This is a genomic window from Streptomyces sp. 13-12-16, from assembly GCF_002114215.1.
In the GTDB taxonomy this organism is placed as follows: domain Bacteria; phylum Actinomycetota; class Actinomycetes; order Streptomycetales; family Streptomycetaceae; genus Streptomyces.
The window spans coordinates 1-18,954 of record NZ_NCTE01000475.1 but is presented as its reverse complement, the minus strand read 5'-3'; the positions used below and the strand labels follow the sequence as shown (position 1 = coordinate 18,954).

At 68.8% G+C, this 18,954-nt stretch carries 14 protein-coding genes; 5 read left to right on the top strand and 9 right to left on the bottom strand.

Features of this window, described 5'->3' with window-relative positions; all coding sequences use genetic code 11:
- Positions 1 to 135: 135 nt before the first annotated feature.
- Positions 136 to 2,448, bottom strand: a complete 2,313-nt coding sequence (gene murJ, locus B7767_RS18970) for a murein biosynthesis integral membrane protein MurJ (RefSeq protein WP_085573223.1) — start codon at positions 2,446 to 2,448, stop codon at positions 136 to 138.
- 44 nt (positions 2,449 to 2,492) lie between these two features.
- The gene (locus tag B7767_RS18965; RefSeq protein ID WP_085573222.1) at positions 2,493 to 4,868 is read right to left on the bottom strand and encodes a DUF6049 family protein; all 2,376 of its coding nucleotides are present in this window, start codon (positions 4,866 to 4,868) and stop codon (positions 2,493 to 2,495) included.
- Between the two features lie 196 nt (positions 4,869 to 5,064).
- Between B7767_RS18965 and B7767_RS18960 the strand changes: the two genes are divergently transcribed.
- The gene (locus B7767_RS18960; RefSeq protein WP_085573221.1) at positions 5,065 to 6,528 is read left to right on the top strand and encodes a CCA tRNA nucleotidyltransferase; all 1,464 of its coding nucleotides are present in this window, start codon (positions 5,065 to 5,067) and stop codon (positions 6,526 to 6,528) included.
- 61 nt (positions 6,529 to 6,589) lie between these two features.
- Here the strand turns inward: B7767_RS18960 and B7767_RS18955 are convergent, their stop codons facing one another.
- From B7767_RS18955 to B7767_RS18940, 4 genes are all read right to left on the bottom strand, one after another.
- Positions 6,590 to 7,036: a hypothetical protein gene (locus tag B7767_RS18955; RefSeq protein WP_085573220.1), complete on the bottom strand. Its 447-nt coding sequence runs from the start codon at positions 7,034 to 7,036 to the stop codon at positions 6,590 to 6,592.
- Between the two features lie 123 nt (positions 7,037 to 7,159).
- The gene (locus B7767_RS18950) at positions 7,160 to 8,422 is read right to left on the bottom strand and encodes an MFS transporter (protein ID WP_085573219.1); all 1,263 of its coding nucleotides are present in this window, start codon (positions 8,420 to 8,422) and stop codon (positions 7,160 to 7,162) included.
- A 78-nt stretch (positions 8,423 to 8,500) separates the two neighbouring features.
- Complete coding sequence (locus B7767_RS18945) at positions 8,501 to 9,583, bottom strand: inositol-3-phosphate synthase (protein WP_085573218.1); 1,083 nt, start codon at positions 9,581 to 9,583, stop codon at positions 8,501 to 8,503.
- 44 nt (positions 9,584 to 9,627) lie between these two features.
- Positions 9,628 to 10,311, bottom strand: coding sequence for a PadR family transcriptional regulator (locus B7767_RS18940; RefSeq protein WP_085573217.1), 684 nt, complete (start codon positions 10,309 to 10,311; stop codon positions 9,628 to 9,630).
- A 396-nt stretch (positions 10,312 to 10,707) separates the two neighbouring features.
- Between B7767_RS18940 and B7767_RS18935 the strand changes: the two genes are divergently transcribed.
- Both B7767_RS18935 and B7767_RS18930 read left to right on the top strand, forming a co-directional pair.
- On the top strand, positions 10,708 to 13,344 hold the full coding sequence (locus tag B7767_RS18935; protein ID WP_179167198.1) for a transglycosylase domain-containing protein: 2,637 nt from the start codon (positions 10,708 to 10,710) through the stop codon (positions 13,342 to 13,344).
- 98 nt (positions 13,345 to 13,442) lie between these two features.
- Positions 13,443 to 14,951, top strand: coding sequence for a glycosyltransferase family 87 protein (locus B7767_RS18930; protein WP_085573216.1), 1,509 nt, complete (start codon positions 13,443 to 13,445; stop codon positions 14,949 to 14,951).
- 105 nt (positions 14,952 to 15,056) lie between these two features.
- On the opposite strand, the gene B7767_RS18925 is transcribed toward B7767_RS18930, so the two are convergent.
- The 3 genes from B7767_RS18925 to B7767_RS18915 all read right to left on the bottom strand — a co-directional run bounded on the left by B7767_RS18925 (position 15,057) and on the right by B7767_RS18915 (position 17,774).
- A complete protein-coding gene (locus tag B7767_RS18925) occupies positions 15,057 to 16,088 on the bottom strand; it encodes an alanine racemase (RefSeq protein ID WP_030857077.1) in 1,032 nt (343 codons plus the stop codon).
- Between the two features lie 83 nt (positions 16,089 to 16,171).
- Positions 16,172 to 17,293 (bottom strand): peptidoglycan bridge formation glycyltransferase FemX, encoded by a 1,122-nt coding sequence (gene femX / locus B7767_RS18920; protein WP_085573215.1) that lies wholly within the window; start codon positions 17,291 to 17,293, stop codon positions 16,172 to 16,174.
- A gap of 166 nt (positions 17,294 to 17,459) precedes the next feature.
- Positions 17,460 to 17,774, bottom strand: a complete 315-nt coding sequence (locus B7767_RS18915) for a hypothetical protein (RefSeq protein WP_085573214.1) — start codon at positions 17,772 to 17,774, stop codon at positions 17,460 to 17,462.
- 317 nt (positions 17,775 to 18,091) lie between these two features.
- On the opposite strand from B7767_RS18915, the gene rpsF reads away from it, so the two are divergent.
- A complete protein-coding gene (rpsF, locus tag B7767_RS18910) occupies positions 18,092 to 18,382 on the top strand; it encodes a 30S ribosomal protein S6 (protein WP_004929252.1) in 291 nt (96 codons plus the stop codon).
- 76 nt (positions 18,383 to 18,458) lie between these two features.
- Positions 18,459 to 18,954 (top strand): single-stranded DNA-binding protein (locus B7767_RS18905; protein WP_085573213.1); only part of this gene is annotated, 496 nt, incomplete at its 3' end.

The window sequence follows — 18,954 nt, the reverse complement described above, 5'->3', positions numbered from 1 at the left end:
TCCCTGCCTCCCCATCCCATGCGCGTCGGCCGGCGTCCGTCGCGCGCCGTTCGACGCCGAGACCAATTGTGCCCACAGTCCGCCGCTATGCACGACACACAGTGGCCGACGATGGTTGTGCGCCTACCCCCTGGCTCAGCGTCCAAGGCGTCCGCGCACCATACCGACCAGTGAGTTGACTTCCTCGATCCGCATCCGGCGGGCGGCCACGAAGAAGACTCCGAACAGTACGGCCCCACCGGCCAGCAGTGCCGCGAGCGAGCCCAGGACGCCCTGGCCGAGCGTCTGCACGACCCCGTAGCAGGCCGCGCCGCTGAGCAGCGCGGCGGGAACGGAGGCGATGCACAGCCGGGCGTAGGTCCGCAGCACCCGGGCGCCGTCCAGGTCCCCGCCCAGTCGCTTGCGCAGCCGGCGCCAGGCGACGCCGACACCGATCACGTAGGCCAGGCCGTAGGAGGCGGCCATGCCGACCACGGCCCAGCGGGCCGGGAGCACGAGGTAGCAGATGCCCGAGGCGATCGCGTTGCCCGCGGCGACGATGACCGTGTTGTAGAAGGGGGTTCGGGTGTCCTCGTACGCGTAGAAGGCCCGCAGGACGACGTACTGCACCGAATAGGGGATCAGGCCGAGGCCGAAGGCCATCAGCATGTAGCCCATGTTGGTGGCCGCTTCGGTACCCGAGGAGCCGAACATCAGCGTGCACATCGGGATGCCGAGTGAGACGAAGCCGAAGGCGATCGGCACGATCGCGACGGCCGTGGTGCGCAGGCCCTGGGAGATGTCGTCCCGGATGGCGCCGCCGTCGTCCTCGGCCGCCGAGCGCGAGATACGGGGCAGCAGGGCGGCCATCAGGGAGACGGTGATGATGGCCTGGGGCAGGCCCCAGATCAGCTGGGCGTTGGAGTAGGCGCTGAAGCCCGTTCCCGCGATGTCCGTGTCCTTCACCGACGCGGTCGCCAGCTGGGTGACGACCAGCGCGCCCGCCTGGTTGGCGAGGACGAACAGGATGGTCCACTTGGCGAGCATCGCCGCCTTGCCGAGGCCGTGGCCCTTCCAGTCGAAGCGCAGGCGGATACGGAACCCGGTCTCGCGCAGGTACGGGACCATCGCCAGGGCCTGGACGACGAGGCCGAGGAGAACACCGACGCCCAGCAGCCGCAGACCCTCCGGCGGGATGTTCGTGACCTCCATCTTCGAGTCCGCGGCGGTGCCGTAGACCCAGATGAAGGTGCCGAGGGTGACGATGATGACGATGTTGTTCAGGACCGGGGTCCACATCATCGCGCCGAACCGGCCGCGCACGTTGAGGATCTGACCCATCACCACGTGAACGCCCATGAAGAAGATCGAGGGCAGGAAGTAGCGGGTGAAGGTGACGGCGACGTCGTTGGCCGCGGGATCGTTGGAGACCGGGACCGACAGCGCGCGCACCAGGAGCGGGGCGGCCAGCCACGCGAGGGCGGTGAGCGCGGCCAGGGCCACCATCACCAGTGTCAGCAGGCGGTTGGCGTAGGCCTCGCCGCCGTCCTCGTCCTCTTTCATCGCTCGCACGAGTTGCGGCACGAAGACGGAGTTGAGGCCGCCGCCGACGGTCAGGATGTAGATCATCGTCGGCAGCTGGTAGGCGATCTGGAACGACTCGCCCAGCAGGGCGAGGCCGAGCGCCGAGACGATCATCGCGGACCGGATGAACCCCGTGAGACGGGACACCATCGTGCCCGCCGCCATCACGGCGCTCGACTTCAGCAGTCCCCCGGCCCGGCCGCCCTTCTTCGGGGCGGGAGCCGGTTCGGGTGCGGGAGCCTCGGCGACGGGAGGCGGCGTGGCGCCCGCGTAGTGGCCGGGCGTCGAGGAGGCCGGTCCGGGCACCGGCGCATAGGGCTGCCCGCTGTTCACCGGCGGGTGGGCCGGGTGTCCGCCGCCGTACTGCTGGGGGTACCCGCCCCCCTGCTGCTGGTCGGGGAAGGCGCCGCTCTGCTGCTGGTCGCGGAAGAGATGGGCGAAGGCGTCCGGCTCGTGGCGCTGGTCGCCGGCCTGGCCGACCAGGTCGTCCACGCCCACGAACTGCGTGGTGCGCGGGTCGTCGCCGTACGGCAGGTACTGCGTCGGTCCGTCCGGTTCCGGCGCGGGGGTCCGGGCCCACACCCGTGGGTCGGGAGCGTACGGAGACTGGGGCGGCTGCCCGTACAGCGGCTGCTGAGGGGGGTACGCGCCGGGAGGGGGAGGCGGGTGCGCGGCGCGGTCGTAGAGCGCCTCGGCGACCGGGTCCTGGGCGGCGAGGTCCTGTGCCCGGTAGGGGTCCTGGTCGTAGGCGTCCTGGAGGTACGGGTCGGCGGGCGGCTGCGGCACCTGGTCGTGCCCGGGCGGCGGACCCTGCGGGGGGTCCGACTCGGGATGGCCCGAGTTGCCCGCGGCATGGCCGCGGTCACCGTCGTACGGCGCGTTCATGGTTACCCCACCTCATCGTCCCGGGCCCACCGGCCACGACATCCTCAACGGTCCACTCTCTCACCCGTGCCGGACGGGTCGGCGCTCTCCGGTGCGGTGTCCGGTGCCGGGTCACTCGGCTGCTCCGGGTCGTCCGCCCCGGAGTCCTGAGTGAGACGCTCCCCGGCGGTCTCCGGGTTCTGCGGGTCGTCGGCGTCCTCGTCCGCCTCGTGGTCCCGCTCCTGGGCCTCGCGGGCCGCGGCCCGCTTGCGCTGGGTGTACATCCGGAAGCCGGCGAGGACGAGCAGCAGCACGCCACCGCCGATGACCAGCATCACCGTGGCGGTGATCTCGGTGACCTTCACGTCGAACGTGACGGGCTCGCCGTACTTCTGGCCGTCCTGCGTGTACAGCTGGGCGACCACCGTCGCCCGTCCGTTGGCGTTGGCGGACGTGGTGAACTTCACCGACTGGCTGTGGCCGCCGGAGACCGCGACGGGCCGCTCCGCGTAGGCGTCCCCGCCGATCTCGAGCCGTGTCGGGTTGGTCGAGGTGAGGCGCAGCACCAGGTGCTCGACACCCTGTACCAGGTTGTTCTGCACCGTCACGGGGATGGTGGCACTGCGGCCGGAGAGTTTCGTCTCCGACTTGTCGATCAGTCTGACCTGGCCGAGGAGCGTGTCGAGGTAGGCCTCGACGCCGCTCCGGTAGATCGCGGCCTCCGACTGCCGGCCCCGCCAGGACACGGACATCTCCCGGTTCAGGGCGCGCCCGAACGGGGTCACCACCCGGGACTGGTCGGAGAGGATCACCTTGAACTTGTCGAGCTTGGCCTGGGTCCTGGCGATCTGCTCGAACGTCGTCCGCGGCAGCTCGTGCTTGCGCAGGGAGGAGGGGTACGCGGAGGCCGGGGGGACCCTGGTGGTGGCGGCGGGGTCCGGCTGGGCCTTGGCGGCAGCCACGAGGCCCTGGGACTCGGACCAGGTGCCGTCCTGGAGGATCGTGAGCGCCTCGGCCATCGTCTGGGCCTGGCTCGCGGACGGCGTGCGCTGCGGCGCGACGACGACGCTGCGCTGCTTCCCCGTCTGCAGGCCGAGGGTCAGGCTCTGGGCCAGGAACCGCTGCACCGCGAGCGTGGAGGTGGAGGCCTTGGTCATGTCGCCCCGGAACGCCGTGGACAGCCGCGCGTCCGCGACGACGGCCGTGGTGCCGCCGCCGATGGGCCGGGGCGCGGAGGGCGTGTACGACAGGCCGTCGGTCTCCTCGAAGGTGTCGCTGCGGGCGATCACCTTGTCGGCTCCGGCGGATGTGGCGACCTTGACGATGGAGGGGTCGACGGCGCCGTCGACGGGCCAGGCGAAGTCCGTGCTGGGCTTGACGTGGAGGATCGCGTCGACGGTGCTGGAGGCGACGTCGGTGGCTTCCTTGAGGTGGCTCAGCGAGCCGCTGACGGAGGTGCCGTTGTGGGCGAGGGAGGCCAGGTCGGGGTCGCCGAACGGCAGCGCGACGACCTCCTTGTCCGCCACGGCCTCCTGCACCTCGGTGAGCCAGCGCTTGGCGACCGCCTGGTGGCTGCCGACGACGGTGTCGTCACCCTCGCCGGGTACCTCGTAACGGTCGGTCATCGCCTCGACGGACGCCAGCAGGTCCGGATCGATCACCCAGGTGACGTCGAGGTCCTTGCCCAGCGCCACCATCCGGTCCAGCCGGCCGCCCGGAGAGATCTCCTTGGCGAGGTCGTCGTCGTGGAAGACCGGCGTCTGCTGCTCGTCCGAACCCGTCTCCGCCGTCATGTGGACGGTGGAGATCAGAGGCCACAGGAACGTCGTCTTCGTCTTCGTGCCGGCTGCGTCGGGCTGCCACGGCAGGAACGTCCGCTGGACGCCGAGGACCTGCTCCCACTGCTGCGCGGAAGTCTGCCCGGAGAGCGCGACGGTCAGCTGGTAGACGCCGTCCTGCCCGAGGTCCAGTTTGTTCACCGGCACCGAGATGGTGAAGGGACGCGAGACGCCGGGGGTGAGCTTGTCGAATTCCTCGGCGTACTTGTCGCCGACCTCCGAGCCGAAGGCGTTCTGCACGTCGGTGCTGTTCTTGGCGACGCTGTCGATGCTCGAGCGGGTGTTCAGCAGCGGACCCACACGCAGCCCCACGTGGGCGTCGGTGACGGTCTGCTTGCCCTTGTTGGTCACCGTTCCGGACACGGTGACGGTGTCGTCCTCGGCGGGGGCGCCGGGGGTGAGGGTGTCGACCGAGACGGAGACCGAGCCCGCGCCGGAGGCGGCCTGCGGCGCGTCCGCCCCCGCGGCGTCCGCGGGGGGCGCGGCGGGCAGCTGGAGGAGCCCCGTCAGCAGGGGCACTCCGGTGAGCAGGGCTCCGGTGCGCCGCAGCCAGCGGCGGGCAGGTGAGGGACTCGTCCCCTGGAAGTCTGCCGCCTCGGCCACGCGCTCGCCCGTCCCTCGTCTTCGTCAGTGTTCGTCGGAATGTGCGTCCACGCATGGTAACGAGGTGCGCTGGGAGGAAGTGCCGCGGACCGGTCCACAAGATCGGGGGCATGGGCTTGTCCGCGTATCGGCCGGGGTGTCCGCGCGCGTTATTGAGGGAGCCCTTGGCGGTTCGGGCCACGTACCCTCTTCTGTTGTGCCGAACGCCAACGAAGAGACCAGTGCCCTGAGCCAGGCGCAGGACCGCGCCGTGAGTGAACTGCTGCGGGTCGCCCCTGTCGCCGACGACCTCGCCCGCCGCTTCCAGGAGGCCGGGTTCTCACTCGCCCTGGTGGGCGGCTCGGTGCGGGATGCGCTGCTCGGCCGCCTCGGCAACGATCTGGACTTCACGACCGACGCCCGTCCGCAGGACGTGCTGAAGATCATGCGCCCCTGGGCGGACGCCCTCTGGGACGTCGGGATCGCCTTCGGCACGGTCGGCGCACAGAAGGAGGCCCGCGTCGGGGACGCCGACCGGAGCTTCCAGATCGAGGTGACCACCTATCGTTCGGAAGCGTACGACCGAACCTCGCGCAAGCCGGAGGTGTCGTACGGCGACTCCATCGAGGAGGACCTGGTCCGCCGCGATTTCACGGTGAACGCGATGGCCGTCGCCCTGCCGGAGAAGCGGTTCATCGATCCGCACGGCGGTCGCGCCGATCTGGCCGCTCGGGTACTGCGCACCCCGGGCACGCCCGAGGAGTCCTTCTCGGACGATCCGCTGCGCATGATGCGGGCCGCCCGTTTCGCCGCCCAGCTCGACTTCGAGGTGGCACCCGAGGTCGTCACGGCGATGAAGGAGATGGCCGGGCGCATCGAGATCGTCTCCGCCGAGCGCGTACGGGACGAGCTGAACAAGCTGATCCTCTCCACGCACCCGCGCAAGGGCCTGTCCCTGCTCGTGGACACCGGGATCGCCGCATACGTGCTGCCCGAGCTGCCGGCCCTGCACCTGGAACGGGACGAGCACCACCGGCACAAGGACGTCTACGACCACACGCTGATCGTCCTGGAGCAGGCGATGGCCCTGGAGGAGGACGGCCCCGACCTGACCCTTCGCCTGGCGGCCCTGCTGCACGACATCGGCAAGCCGCGCACGCGCCGCTTCGAGAAGGACGGCCGTGTCTCGTTCCACCACCACGAGGTGGTCGGGGCGAAGATGACCAAGAAGCGCATGACGGCGCTCAAGTACTCCAACGAACTGGTGAAGGACGTCTCGCGTCTCGTCGAGCTCCACCTGCGCTTCCACGGCTACGGCACGGGAGAGTGGACGGACTCCGCCGTGCGCCGCTATGTCCGTGACGCCGGACCGCTCCTCGGCCGGCTCCACAAGCTGACCCGTTCGGACTGCACGACCCGCAACAAGCGCAAGGCCTCGGCGCTCTCACGTGCGTACGACGGCCTGGAGGAGCGGATCGCCCAGCTTCAGGAGCAGGAGGAACTGGACGCCATCCGCCCGGACCTCGACGGGAACCAGATCATGGAGATCCTCGGCGTCGAGCCGGGCCCGGCCGTCGGCCAGGCGTACAAGCACCTGCTGGAACTCCGTCTGGAGAACGGCCCGATGGAGTACGACGCGGCGGTGGCGGCACTCAAGGAGTGGTGGGTCGGACAGGGGTGAGTGCGCGATGAGGGGTGATGTTTCACGTGAAACATCACCCCTCATCCATGTGGATCGACGACTACTTGTTGTCCCCCAGACACAGGGTGAAGGAGTCGCCGGTCTCCTCCCAGGTCAAGGTGGCCGTCGTACCTTCCACGCTCTGGCAGGTGAGCTGAGGGACCAGAGCGCCGTCGGCCTTCTTCAGTACCGTGTGGGTGGCTTTGGCGTCGCCGCAGTCGACCTGGACGACATCCGGATCGTTGTCGCTCCCCTTGTTGTACATGCAGTCGCCGACCGCCAGCTTCTTCGCATCCTCGGCGTTGCGGTTCACGTACCATCCGATGCCCACGGAGATCAGAACTACGACGGTCAGCCCGATACGCAGGTACTGCTTGATGTCGCGCTTGGGTTGCTGCGGCTGTACTGGGGCATACGGCGTGGGGTCCGGCTGGCCCTGCGCGTAGGGGTTCTGCCCCTGCTGCTGGCCCTGTGCGAACGGGTTGCCCTGAGGTGGCGGAGTGGTCACGTGAGAGTCCCCCTGAAGCATGGATGCGTGGCGCAAAAGATGCGCTGATAAGACGCACGTAAGCTACCGGCCCGCACTGACAACTCCGTAGCCCAATAAGGCTCTGTGTCGTTGATGTGACACTTACTGACGCTCAAAACGGGCCATAGCCACAGCTACCGCTCCGTAGGTAACGGCGATCGTTACCACCAGCGGGACCGATCGGCCGTCCGGCGGGAGCATCAGGGCGGCCACTCCCGCGGCGCCGACGAAGGCCACGTTGAACAGGACGTCGTACACGGAGAAGATCCGGCCGCGGAAGTCGTCGTCGACACAGGACTGGACGATGGTGTCCGTGGCGATCTTCGCGCCCTGGGTGGTCAGGCCCAGGACGAACGCCCCGGCCAGCAAGGGGCCGGAGGCGAAGGGCAGACCGAACGCCGGCTCCAGTACGGCCGCCGCCGCGGCGCACACCGCGATCCAGCGTCCGGGACCGAACCGCCCCGCGGCCCAGGGCGTGAGGACGGCCGCGGCGAAGAAGCCGGCGCCGGACACCCCCAGCGCCAGCCCCAGCAGGGCGAGTCCCTCGTCGGTGGTCGACGTCAGGGCGTACCGGCAGAGCATCAGCAGCATGACGAGCATCGCGCCGTAGCAGAACCGCATGAGCGACATCGCGGTGAGCGCCCAGGCGGCCTCCCTGCGTCGGGGCGCGGCGAGGTGCCGTACGCCCGCCATCAGGTCACGAGCGGTTCCGGTGAGTGCCGTGGCCAGCCGGGGACGTACCAGGGCCCGGTCGGGACCGAGCAGTTCCTTCGCCATGCGCAGCGATGCCACGGCCGCGCACAGGTACAGCGCGGCACCCACGAGCACCACGGCCGCGTCGGAGTCGGCGACGACCAGACGGACGACGAAGGCGAGCCCGCCGCCCGCGGTCGCGGCGAGCGTCCCGGCGGTCGGGGACAGGGAGTTGGCGACGACCAGCCGTTCGCTGTCCACCACGCGCGGCAGCGCGGCGGACAGCCCGGCGAGGACGAAGCGGTTGACGCCGGTGACGCACAGGGCGGCGACGAAGAGGAGCCAGTCGGGTACCCGGACGAGGATCAGGAGGGCGGTCACCGAGGCCATCAGGGCGCGCAGCAGATTGCCGTAGAGGAAGACCTGGCGGCGGCGCCAGCGGTCCAGGAGGACTCCCGCGAAGGGGCCGACCACGGAGTACGGGAGGAGCAGAACCGCCATCGCGGAGGCGATCGCCACGGCCGACGTCTGCTTCTCGGGGGAGAAGACCACGTAGGCGGCGAGCGCGACCTGGAAGACGCCGTCGGCGCCCTGGGAGAGCAGCCGGACGGCGAGCAGGCGTCTGAAGCCCTGGAGACGCAGCAGGACGCGCAGGTCACGGACGACGGCCATGGGGCACAGCCTCACATACGGAGAGGGTCTCCGGGCCATGTGACCCGGAGACCCTCAACTGCCCACAGTGGGGAGGTCCTAGCGCTCGACCTCACCCTTGATGAACTTCTCGACGTTCTCGCGGGCCTCGTCGTCGAAGTACTGCACCGGCGGGGACTTCATGAAGTACGAGGACGCCGAGAGGATCGGGCCGCCGATGCCCCGGTCCTTGGCGATCTTCGCGGCGCGCAGGGCGTCGATGATGACACCGGCGGAGTTCGGGGAGTCCCAGACCTCGAGCTTGTACTCCAGGTTCAGCGGGACGTCACCGAACGCGCGGCCCTCCAGGCGGACGTAGGCCCACTTGCGGTCGTCCAGCCAGGCCACGTAGTCGGACGGGCCGATGTGGACGTTCTTCTCGCCGAGGTCCCGGTCGGGGATCTGCGAGGTGACGGCCTGCGTCTTGGAGATCTTCTTGGACTCGAGCCGGTCGCGCTCGAGCATGTTCTTGAAGTCCATGTTGCCGCCGACGTTCAGCTGCATCGTGCGGTCCAGGACGACACCGCGGTCCTCGAACAGCTTCGCCATCACGCGGTGCGTGATGGTGGCGCCGACCTGGGACTTGATGTCGTCACCGACGATCGGGACGCCCGCCTCGGTGAACTTGTCCGCCCACTCCTTGGTGCCGGCGATGAAGACCGGGAGGGCGTTGACGAAGGCGACCTTGGCGTCGATGGCGCACTGGGCGTAGAACTTCGCCGCGTCCTCGGAGCCGACGGGCAGGTAGCAGACGAGGACGTCGACCTGCTTGTCCTTGAGGACCTGGACGACGTCGACCGGGGTCTCGGCGGACTCCTCGATGGTCTCCCGGTAGTACTTGCCGAGACCGTCGAGGGTGTGGCCGCGCTGGACCTGCACGCCGCTGTTCGGCACGTCGCAGATCTTGATGGTGTTGTTCTCGGAGGCGCCGATGGCGTCCGCGAGGTCCAGGCCGACCTTCTTGGCGTCCACGTCGAAGGCGGCGACGAACTCGATGTCACGGACGTGGTAGTCGCCGAACTGGACGTGCATCAGGCCCGGGACCTTGGACGCCGGGTCGGCGTCCTTGTAGTACTCGACGCCCTGCACCAGCGATGCGGCGCAGTTGCCCACGCCGACGATGGCTACGCGAACCGAACCCATTCCGGTTGCTCCCTGTGTGTACGAGTGAGGCCCTTCAGGGGGTCTCACGTGGCGGTGTCGTCGGGCGTATCCGGCCGGGGGTCGTCCCCGGTCCGGGGCAGGCCGCCCGTCGCTCCAGATGTGGTGTCCTGCTGAGCGGGCCCCCCGGTGGCGGATCCCTTCAGGTCCCGCCCGGCCCGCTCGCTCTCGATGAGCTCGTTCAGCCAGCGCACTTCGCGCTCCACGGACTCCATTCCGTGGCGCTGGAGCTCGAGCGTGTAGTCGTCGAGGCGCTCCCGGGTCCGGGTCAGGGAGGCGCGCATCTTCTCGAGGCGTTCCTCCAGCCGGCTGCGGCGGCCTTCGAGTACGCGCATGCGCACGTCACGCGACGTCTGCCCGAAGAAGGCGAACCGCGCGGCGAAGGTCTCGTCCTCGTACGCGTCCGGCCCCGTCTGGGAGAGCAGCTGCTCGAAGTGCTCCTTACCCTCCGCCGTCAACCGGTAGACGATCTTGGCGCGGCGCCCCGCGAGCGGGGCGGCGAGGGCGTCCTCGGTGGTGTTCCCCGGTTCCTCGATCAACCAGCCGTTGGCGAGCAGCGTCTTGAGGCAGGGGTAGAGCGTTCCGTAGCTGAACGCACGGAACACACCCAGTGACGTATTGAGTCGTTTCCGCAGCTCGTAACCGTGCATCGGGGATTCGCGGAGCAGGCCGAGTACGGCGAACTCGAGGATCCCGGAACGCCGGCTCATCGTCGCCTCCCCTCTGCCGCGGTCGTGCCGTGACGGGCTCATGTGCGGCTCGTCGCCGCCTTTATGCCGAGCTGATGTATCGACTCGATACATCACGACGATAGAACGGCCTTCCGGATGCGACAAGGGGCAGAAAGGTGAACGGGATCACATCGTCGATTGATAGGGAGCAAGTTGCCTGATTTGAGGTGAACTTCTGTGCTCGGCGGGTTTTGACGGTGCGTAGTCTGTGCGCCATGCACACCACCGGGAACCGAGTGACGCCTGGGGACGTCTTGCTCCCCGGTGCAGTACGGGTGAATGCGGGAAGCGCCGCATCCGTACTTCGGGGGGACCGGAAACCAGCCGCCGTTTCCAGGCGCGCAAGGGTGCGCCTGCCCGAGGAGTAGTCGTTCGATGAGCGAGCACCGTCGCAAACCGCCGCAGCCGCAGGGAGGCGGACGTGCCGCGGCCCGACGCGGCCAGTCCGGCTCGTCCTCCGGCCGCCGCGCGGCACCGCGAGGCGCCACCGGATCTCCGTCCGATTCCTATGGGTCGGGCTCCCGTGGCCCGGGGGATGAGGGACATACGTACAGCAGTCGCGCCGAGGCGCGACGCGCGGCACAAAGAGGCGGGGGCCGCCGTGCCGGTGCCGCCGGCCCCGGCCGGGGCGGGGGACGTTCGGCCCCTCCCGGCAAGAAGCGGATCATCGATTACCCGCGCTCCGGCAAGGAAGGCTGGCGCCGCTGGACGCCGTCCTGGAAGTTCGTGTCCGGCCTGTGCATCGCGTTCTTCGGAAGCCTGGTCGCCGTGGCGGGTATCGGGTACGCGATGGTGAGCGTGCCCAGCGAGGAGAACGCCGCGGCGTTGTCCGAGAACAACGTGTACTACTGGGCCGACGGCACCCAGATGGTCGCCACCGGCAGCGGGCAGAACCGGCAGAACGTCACGATCGACCGCATCCCCGAGGCCATGCAGTGGGCGGTGATCTCGGCCGAGAACAAGAGCTTCTACGACGACTCGGGCATCGACCCCATGGGTATCGCCCGTGCGCTCGGCAACATGGCCACGGGCGGTGACACCCAGGGTGGCTCGACGATCACCCAGCAGTTCGTGAAGAACACCTACTTGAGCCAGGACCAGACGGTCTCCCGGAAGTTCAAGGAGATGTTCATCTCGATCAAGGTGGGCACCAAGATGTCCAAGGCCGAGATTCTCCAGGGTTACCTGAACACCTCGTACTACGGTCGTGGCGCCTACGGCATCCAGGCCGCCGCCCAGACCTACTACGGCAAGGACGCGGTCGATCTCACGCCCAGCGAGTGCGCCTTCCTCGCCGCCCTGCTCAAGGGACCGACGTACTACGACCCGGCGGGCAACACGAACCTCGACCCCTCCGCCACCGCCGAGAAGAACCGCGAGCGGTCCGAGGAGCGCTGGAGCTGGATCCTCGAGCAGATGCACGGCGACGACCACCTCTCGGACGCCGAGTACCAGAAGGCGATCAAGGGGTACCCCGAGCCGCAGGGCCGTAAGGCGATCAAGGGCATGACCGGCCAGATCAGCTATCTCGTCGACACGGCGAAGCGCTACGTCCTGAAGAACTCCGACATCGCGGAGGCGCAGTTCGACCAGGGCGGCTACCAGATCTACACGACCTTCGAGAAGGACAAGGTCGAGGCGCTGGCCAAGGCCGTGCAGAAGGTCGAGAAGGAGAAGCTCGACCCGAAGAAGCGCGAGGAGGACCAGCACGTCCAGTTCGGCGCGGCGTCGGTGAAGCCCAACGACGGTGCGATCGTCGCTCTCTACGGCGGTGCCGGCTTCGAGAACGGCCACTTCAACAACAACGCGGACACCTCGGGTGTCCCCGTCGGCTCGACGTGGAAGCCGTTCGTGCTGGCTGCCGCGATGCATCACGGCACGTACAAGACGAACGGTGAGGGTGTCTCGCCGCTCAGCAAGTACAACGGCAACGACCACCTGCAGATCAGGGAGAACGACGGCTCCCTCGTCCTCAAGAAGGACAACACGCCCTTCTACCAGGAGAACGAGACCGACTACAAGTGGGGTTACATCACCCTGCGCAAGGCGATGGAGCAGTCCGTCAACACCCCCTTCGTGCAGCTCGGCATGGACGTGGGGATGAAGAACGTGGCGGAGGTCGCCCGGAAGTCCGGCATTCTGAAGGACAGCTTCGCCGACCTCAACGCGTCGTTCGCCCTGGGTACGTCGACCCCCAGCGCGATCCGGATGGCCGACGCCTACGCGACCTTCGCGGCATCCGGCAAGCAGGCCGACCCGTACTCGGTGACCGCCGTCAAGCACAAGGGGTCGGAACTGCCCGGCTTCGAGAAGCCGCGGGTCACGCAGGCGATGCCCGAGAACGTGGCGCACAACATCACCGACATCCTCGAGAACGTGATCGAGAACGGTACCGGTTACAAGGCGCAGGCACTGGGGCGTACGGCGGCCGGCAAGACGGGTACGACCGACAAGAACAAGTCCGCGTGGTGGGTCGGCTACACCCAGCAGCTCGCGACCTCGGTCGGGATGTTCCGCGAGGACCCCAAGGACCACGAGCTGCTCTCCATGAACGGCACGGCGGGTGAGGACTCCATCCACGGTGGTGACGTTCCCACGCAGATCTGGACCGAGTACATGAAGGTCGCCCTGAAGGGCGAGGAGGACCCCGGATTCCCCAAGGCCGAGAAGATCGGCGAGGTCGCGGACGGGATCGGAGCGCCGTCTCCCACCCCGACCGCCACGGAGACCGAGGAGGAAGAGGAGAAGGAGACGCCGACGGCGCCTCCGTCGCCCACGCAGACCGAGACCACGCCGCCGCCACCGACCAACACCGCCACGTGCGGGCCGTTCGACTTCAACTGCGAAGACGAGGGTGAGGAGGACACGGGTGGCACGGACAACGGTGGTACGGACAACGGCGGCACGGACGGAGGGGCGACCAGTTCGCCGGATCCCACGGCAAGCAGCGACACCGGAAACAGCAGAGGCAACGGCAACGGAGGCGGTCTCTTCGGAGGCCCGGCCGGTTAGCCGACCTATAGCCCGGCTTGGGTGTTTCACGTGAAACATGGGCCGCCGTACCTCCGGGTGCGGCGGCCCTCGGCGTATCCCCGGTCATGTACGGCAGGATGTGCGGCATGCCCAGTGGAGAATCGACGCAAGCGAGCGTCCACGAGCCGGAACCGGTGCGGCCGACCGAGGAGGACCGGGTCGCCGCGGCCGGCAGCGAGCTGATCGGCGGTCCGCTCGGACGGCGCGCTCTGACCGGGACCTCCTGGTGGACCCCGGTGCGAGTGATCGCGCTCGTGGCGATCGGCATGTTCGCCCTCGGCCTGGTGCAGAAGGCGCCCTGCTACAACGGCGCCTGGTTCTTCGGCGCCAGCTCCCAGTACACGCACGCGTGCTACTCGGACATCCCGCACCTCTACCAGGGACGCGGCTTCGCCGACGGACTGGTGCCGTACTTCGACAGGCTCCCCGGGGACATGGAGTACCTCGAGTACCCGGTGCTGACCGGTCTGTTCATGGAGGTCGCCGCCTGGCTCACCCCCGGCAGCGGCAGCATCCAGGACCAGGAACAGTGGTACTGGATGGTCAACGCCGGGATGCTCATGGCGTGCGCGGCCGTCATCGCCGTCTGCGTGACCCGTACGCACGCGCGGCGACCCTGGGACGGCCTGCTGGTCGCCCTGGCACCGGCCTTCGCGCTGACCGCGACCATCAACTGGGACCTGCTGGCGATCGCTCTGACGGCCGCCGCGATGCTGATGTGGTCGCGGGGGCGCTCCCTCGCCTTCGGTGTCCTCCTCGGGCTCGCCACGGCCGCCAAGCTCTACCCCGTGCTGCTGCTCGGGCCGCTGCTGGTGCTGTGCTGGCGCGCGGGACGATGGCGGGCGTACGGCAGGGCCCTGGGCGGCGCGGCCGTCGCCTGGCTCGTCGTGAACGGGCCCGTGATGCTCTTCGCGTTCGACGGCTGGTCGAAGTTCTACACGTTCAGCCAGGAGCGAAGCGTCGACTTCGGATCCTTCTGGCTGATCCTGGCGCAGAACTCGGACGACCCGTTGAGCACCGACACGGTCAACACGCTCGCCACGGCGCTGATGCTGCTGTGCTGCGTGGGTGTCGCGGCCCTCGCGCTCACGGCCCCCCGCCGCCCGCGTTTCGCCCAGCTCGCCTTTCTGATCGTCGCGGCGTTCATCCTCACCAACAAGGTCTACTCGCCGCAGTACGTCCTGTGGCTGGTGCCGCTGGCGGCCCTCGCCCGGCCGAAGTGGCGGGACTTCCTCGTCTGGCAGGCCTGCGAGGTGGCGTACTTCCTGGGCATCTGGATGTACCTCGCCTACACGACCAGCGGCGACGCCCACAAGGGACTGCCCACCGACGGCTACCACTGGGCGATCGGCGTGCATCTGCTGGGGACGCTCTACCTGTGTGCCATGGTCCTGCGCGACATCCTGATGCCGGAGCGGGACCCGGTGCGCCGGTCCGGTGACGACGATCCCTCGGGCGGGGTGCTGGACGGGGCCGAGGACGTGTTCGTGTTCGGGCCGGCGGCTCGTCCCGCTCGTCACGCGGCCCACTTCGAGGGGCCTCCGGTCGAATGGGGCAGGACGGAAACCACCGGCGGTTCGCTCTGAGCGAACAAAGCGGAGGGTGACGCCTCCTCGGGGCGCGGGAAAGGCCGTACACGGGAGAACCGTGTACGGCCTTCTCGCTGTCAGCGCGTGGAGGGCTTCTCGCCGTCAGCGGTCGACGAGCCGGTCGAACTGCGTGGTGGTGTGCCTGAGATGGGCCACCAGCTCCTCGCCCACCGTCGGTTCCGGCGCGTCCGCGGGCACGAACAGGATCGACACCTGCATGTGCGGCGGTTCGGCGAACCAGCGCTGCTTGCCACCCCAGACGAACGGCGAGAGGTTGCGGTTGACCGTGGCGAGGCCGGCGCGGGCGACGCCCTTGGCCCGCGGCATGACCCCGTGCAGGGCCTTGGGGGCCTCCAGGCCCACTCCGTGCGACGTACCGCCCGCCACGACCACCAGGTAGCCGTCGGAGGCGGCCTTCTGCTGCCGGTAGCCGAACCGGTCGCCCTTGGCGACGCGCGTGACGTCCAGGACGGCGCCCCGGTACTCGGTGGCCTCGTGGTCCCCCAGCCAGAGCCGGGTGCCGATCCGGGCGCGGAAGCGGGTCTGCGGGAACTGCTGCTGCAGCCGGGCGAGGTCGTCGGCCTTGAGATGGCTCACGAACATGGTGTGCAGCGGGAGACGGGCCGCCCGCAGGCGGTCCATCCAGCCGATGACCTCCTCGACGGCGTCCGAGCCGTCGGTGCGGTCCAGCGGCAGATGGATGGCGAAGCCCTCCAGCCGGACGTTCTCTATCGCGGAGTGCAGCTGGGGCAGGTCCTGCTCGCTGATGCCGTGCCGCTTCATCGAGGACATCACCTCGATGACCACCCGGGCGCCGACCAGGCCGTACACGCCGTCGACGGACGACACCGAGCGGATGACCCGGTCGGGCAGCGGCACCGGCTCCTCGCCGCGCCGGTACGGCGTCAGCACCAGCAGGTCACCGCCGAACCAGTCCTTGATCCGGGCGGCCTCGTACGTCGTGCCGACGGCGAGGACGTCCGAGCCCAGCCGGGTGGCCTCCTCGGCCAGCCGCTCGTGGCCGAAGCCGTAGCCGTTGCCCTTGCAGACCGGGACCAGCCCCGGGAACTGCTCCTGCACGTGCTTGTGGTGCGCCCGCCAGCGCGCGGTGTCGACGTAGAGCGTGAGCGCCATGGCCGGACCTGGAACCTTTCTCGTGGCTGCGGTGTATCAGAGGTATGGGAGCGAATGGAGCCGCCGAAGCGGCGAAGCGGAGGTCAGCGGCGCGACATGTAGATGTCGAGCGCCTTGTGGAGCAGCTTGTTCAGCGGGAAGTCCCACTCGCCGAGGTACTCGGCGGCCTGGCCGCCGGTGCCCACCTTGAACTGGATCAGACCGAAGAGGTGGTCGGTCTCGTCCAGCGAGTCGGAGATGCCGCGCAGGTCGTAGACGGTCGCGCCGAGCGCGTAGGCGTCGCGCAGCATCCGCCACTGCATCGCGTTCGAGGGCCGGACCTCGCGGCCGATGTTGTCGGAGGCGCCGTAGGAGTACCAGACGTGCCCGCCGACGATCAGCATCGTCGCCGCGGACAGGTTCACACCGTTGTGCCGGGCGAAGTACAACCGCATGCGGTTGGGGTCCTCGGTGTTGAGGGCCGACCACATGCGCTGGAAGTACGACAGCGGACGGGGCCGGAAGTGGTCGCGCACAGCCGTGATCTCGTACAGCCGCTGCCACTCGGGCAGGTCGTTGTAGCCGCCCTGGACGACCTCGACACCGGCCTTCTCCGCCTTCTTGATGTTGCGGCGCCACAGTTGGTTGAAGTTCTTGTGGACCTCTTCCAGGGCGCGGTTGGCCAGCGGCACCTGGTAGACGTAGCGGGGCTGGACGTCCCCGAAGCCGGCGCCGCCGTCCTCGCCCTGCTGCCAGCCCATGCGGCGCAGCTTGTCGGCGACCTCGAAGGCGCGGGGCTCGATGAAGTCGGCCTCCAGGTCGCGCAGACGCTTCACGTCCTGGTCCTGGATGCCCTTCTTGATGGTCGCGGCCTCCCAGCGCCGGATGATCACCGGCGGGCCCATCTTCACCGAGAACGCGCCCTGCTGCTTCAGGTGGGCGAGCATCGGCTCGATCCACTCCTGGAGGTTCGGCGCGAACCAGTTGATGACCGGGCCCTCGGGCAGATAGGCGAGGTAGCGCTTGATCTTGGGCAGCTGCCGGTAGAGGACAAGACCCGCGCCGACCATCTCGCCGGTCCGGTCGTCGAACCAGCCGAGGTTCTCCGAGCGCCATTCCGCCTTGACATCAGCCCAGGCCGGGACCTGCATGTGACTCGCCGACGGCAGACTCTGGATGTAGGCCAGATGCTGCTCTCGGCTGATGGTCCTCAGGGTCAGGCTCATTCGGGGCGCTCCTCGGGCTGGTGTGTCCCCATGGGTTCAGGGGCTCCGGCTCTCGCGCGAAGCCTACTGCGCCTCGGGGGCGCCCCGGTTGGGCGCACGGGACCTTCGCCCCGGCCCGTCGCCGGCCGGAGCGTTCGGCGATGTTCGAAAGAGGGGGTGCCCGACGTCAGTCGAAGAGACCGCCGAAGAGGCCCCCGTGCGCCATGCCCAGGAAGAACCCGACCGCCGCGGCACCCAGACCCAGGACGAGACCGAATCGCTCGCGGGTCGTCACCGAGATCCACTGGCCGTACGCGCCGGTGAGGATCCCCACCAGGCCGGTCCAGGAACTGAGCAGGTGCAGGTGGTGGAACATCGCCGTGATGAAGGACGTGATGCCCAGCACCAGGGTCACCGCCATGAGGGCGTCCTGGAGCGGGTGGGGTTTGCCGTCCGTGGCGAAAAGGCCTCCGGCGGTGTTGGGTCGCAATGCCTGTGCCATGGGGCACCTCCTGCGAAAGGCGGCGGATCGTAGCGCCGTACACACCCGATGTGTACAGATTGACTGTCCCCACGGCCGGATTTCAACCGGAAGCCGCTGTGCGGGTACTCTGTACCGTCCGCACCGGTCTCTGTCCGGACAGAGCCAGGCGAGTCGGGGAAGGGCCACGGTCCGTCCCGGCCGGCCTGGGAGATCGCCGCCCGGCCTCGATTGTCAGTGGCGGCTGTTTTACTGACAGGCATCGTTGCGGCAACGCATCACGACCCTCCTGCCACGGAACGACCGTGGCCGCTGAGTCCAAAGGAGGTGGGTTCCACATGCGTCACTACGAGGTGATGGTCATCCTCGACCCCGACACCGAGGAGCGCGCTGTCTCCCCGCTGATCGAGAACTTCCTCTCTGTCGTCCGTGACGGCGGCGGAAAGGTCGAGAAGGTCGACACCTGGGGCCGTCGTCGTCTCTCGTACGAGATCAAGAAGAAGCCCGAGGGCATCTACTCGGTCATCGACCTGCAGGCCGAGCCTGCGGTCGTCAAGGAGCTCGACCGCCAGATGAACCTGAACGAGTCGGTCCTCCGGACCAAGGTCCTCCGCCCCGAGACCCACTGAGCTCTCCCGCTCAGCCGGTCCCGGGAGTCGAGTAGCAGCACAAGCAGCCAGCAGCAAACCCGCCGAGAGGTTCCCCATGGCAGGCGAGACCGTCATCACGGTCGTCGGCAATCTTGTCGACGACCCCGAGCTGCGCTTCACCCCGTCCGGTGCGGCCGTCGCGAAGTTCCGTGTCGCGTCGACCCCCCGCGCCTTCGACCGTCAGACGAACGAGTGGAAGGACGGCGAGAGCCTGTTCCTGACCTGCTCGGTCTGGCGTCAGGCGGCGGAGAACGTCGCCGAGTCGCTCCAGCGAGGCATGCGCGTCATTGTGCAGGGCCGGCTGAAGCAGCGGTCCTACGAGGACCGTGAGGGCGTCAAGCGCACGGTCTACGAGCTGGACGTCGAGGAAGTCGGCGCCAGCCTGCGCAACGCCACGGCCAAGGTCACCAAGACCACCGGTCGCGGTGGTCAGCAGGGTGGTGGCGGCTACGGCGGCGGTGGCGGCCAGGGTGGCGGCGGCTGGGGCGGCGGCCCCGGCGGTGGCCAGCAGGGCGGTGGCGCTCCCGCCGACGACCCGTGGGCGACCGGCG

What these genes read in the sequence shown, in the direction of transcription:
- B7767_RS18935 (WP_179167198.1), top strand. Translation starts at nt 10,708, where the DNA reads ATGAGCGAGCACCGTCGCAAACCGCCGCAGCCGCAGGGAGGCGGACGT.
- rpsF (WP_004929252.1), top strand. Translation starts at nt 18,092, where the DNA reads ATGCGTCACTACGAGGTGATGGTCATCCTCGACCCCGACACCGAGGAG.
- femX (WP_085573215.1), bottom strand. Translation starts at nt 17,293, where the DNA reads ATGAGCCTGACCCTGAGGACCATCAGCCGAGAGCAGCATCTGGCCTAC.
- B7767_RS18945 (WP_085573218.1), bottom strand. Translation starts at nt 9,583, where the DNA reads ATGGGTTCGGTTCGCGTAGCCATCGTCGGCGTGGGCAACTGCGCCGCA.
- B7767_RS18950 (WP_085573219.1), bottom strand. Translation starts at nt 8,422, where the DNA reads ATGGCCGTCGTCCGTGACCTGCGCGTCCTGCTGCGTCTCCAGGGCTTC.
- B7767_RS18930 (WP_085573216.1), top strand. Translation starts at nt 13,443, where the DNA reads ATGTGCGGCATGCCCAGTGGAGAATCGACGCAAGCGAGCGTCCACGAG.
- B7767_RS18925 (WP_030857077.1), bottom strand. Translation starts at nt 16,088, where the DNA reads ATGGCGCTCACGCTCTACGTCGACACCGCGCGCTGGCGGGCGCACCAC.
- murJ (WP_085573223.1), bottom strand. Translation starts at nt 2,448, where the DNA reads ATGAACGCGCCGTACGACGGTGACCGCGGCCATGCCGCGGGCAACTCG.
- B7767_RS18940 (WP_085573217.1), bottom strand. Translation starts at nt 10,311, where the DNA reads ATGAGCCGGCGTTCCGGGATCCTCGAGTTCGCCGTACTCGGCCTGCTC.
- B7767_RS18915 (WP_085573214.1), bottom strand. Translation starts at nt 17,774, where the DNA reads ATGGCACAGGCATTGCGACCCAACACCGCCGGAGGCCTTTTCGCCACG.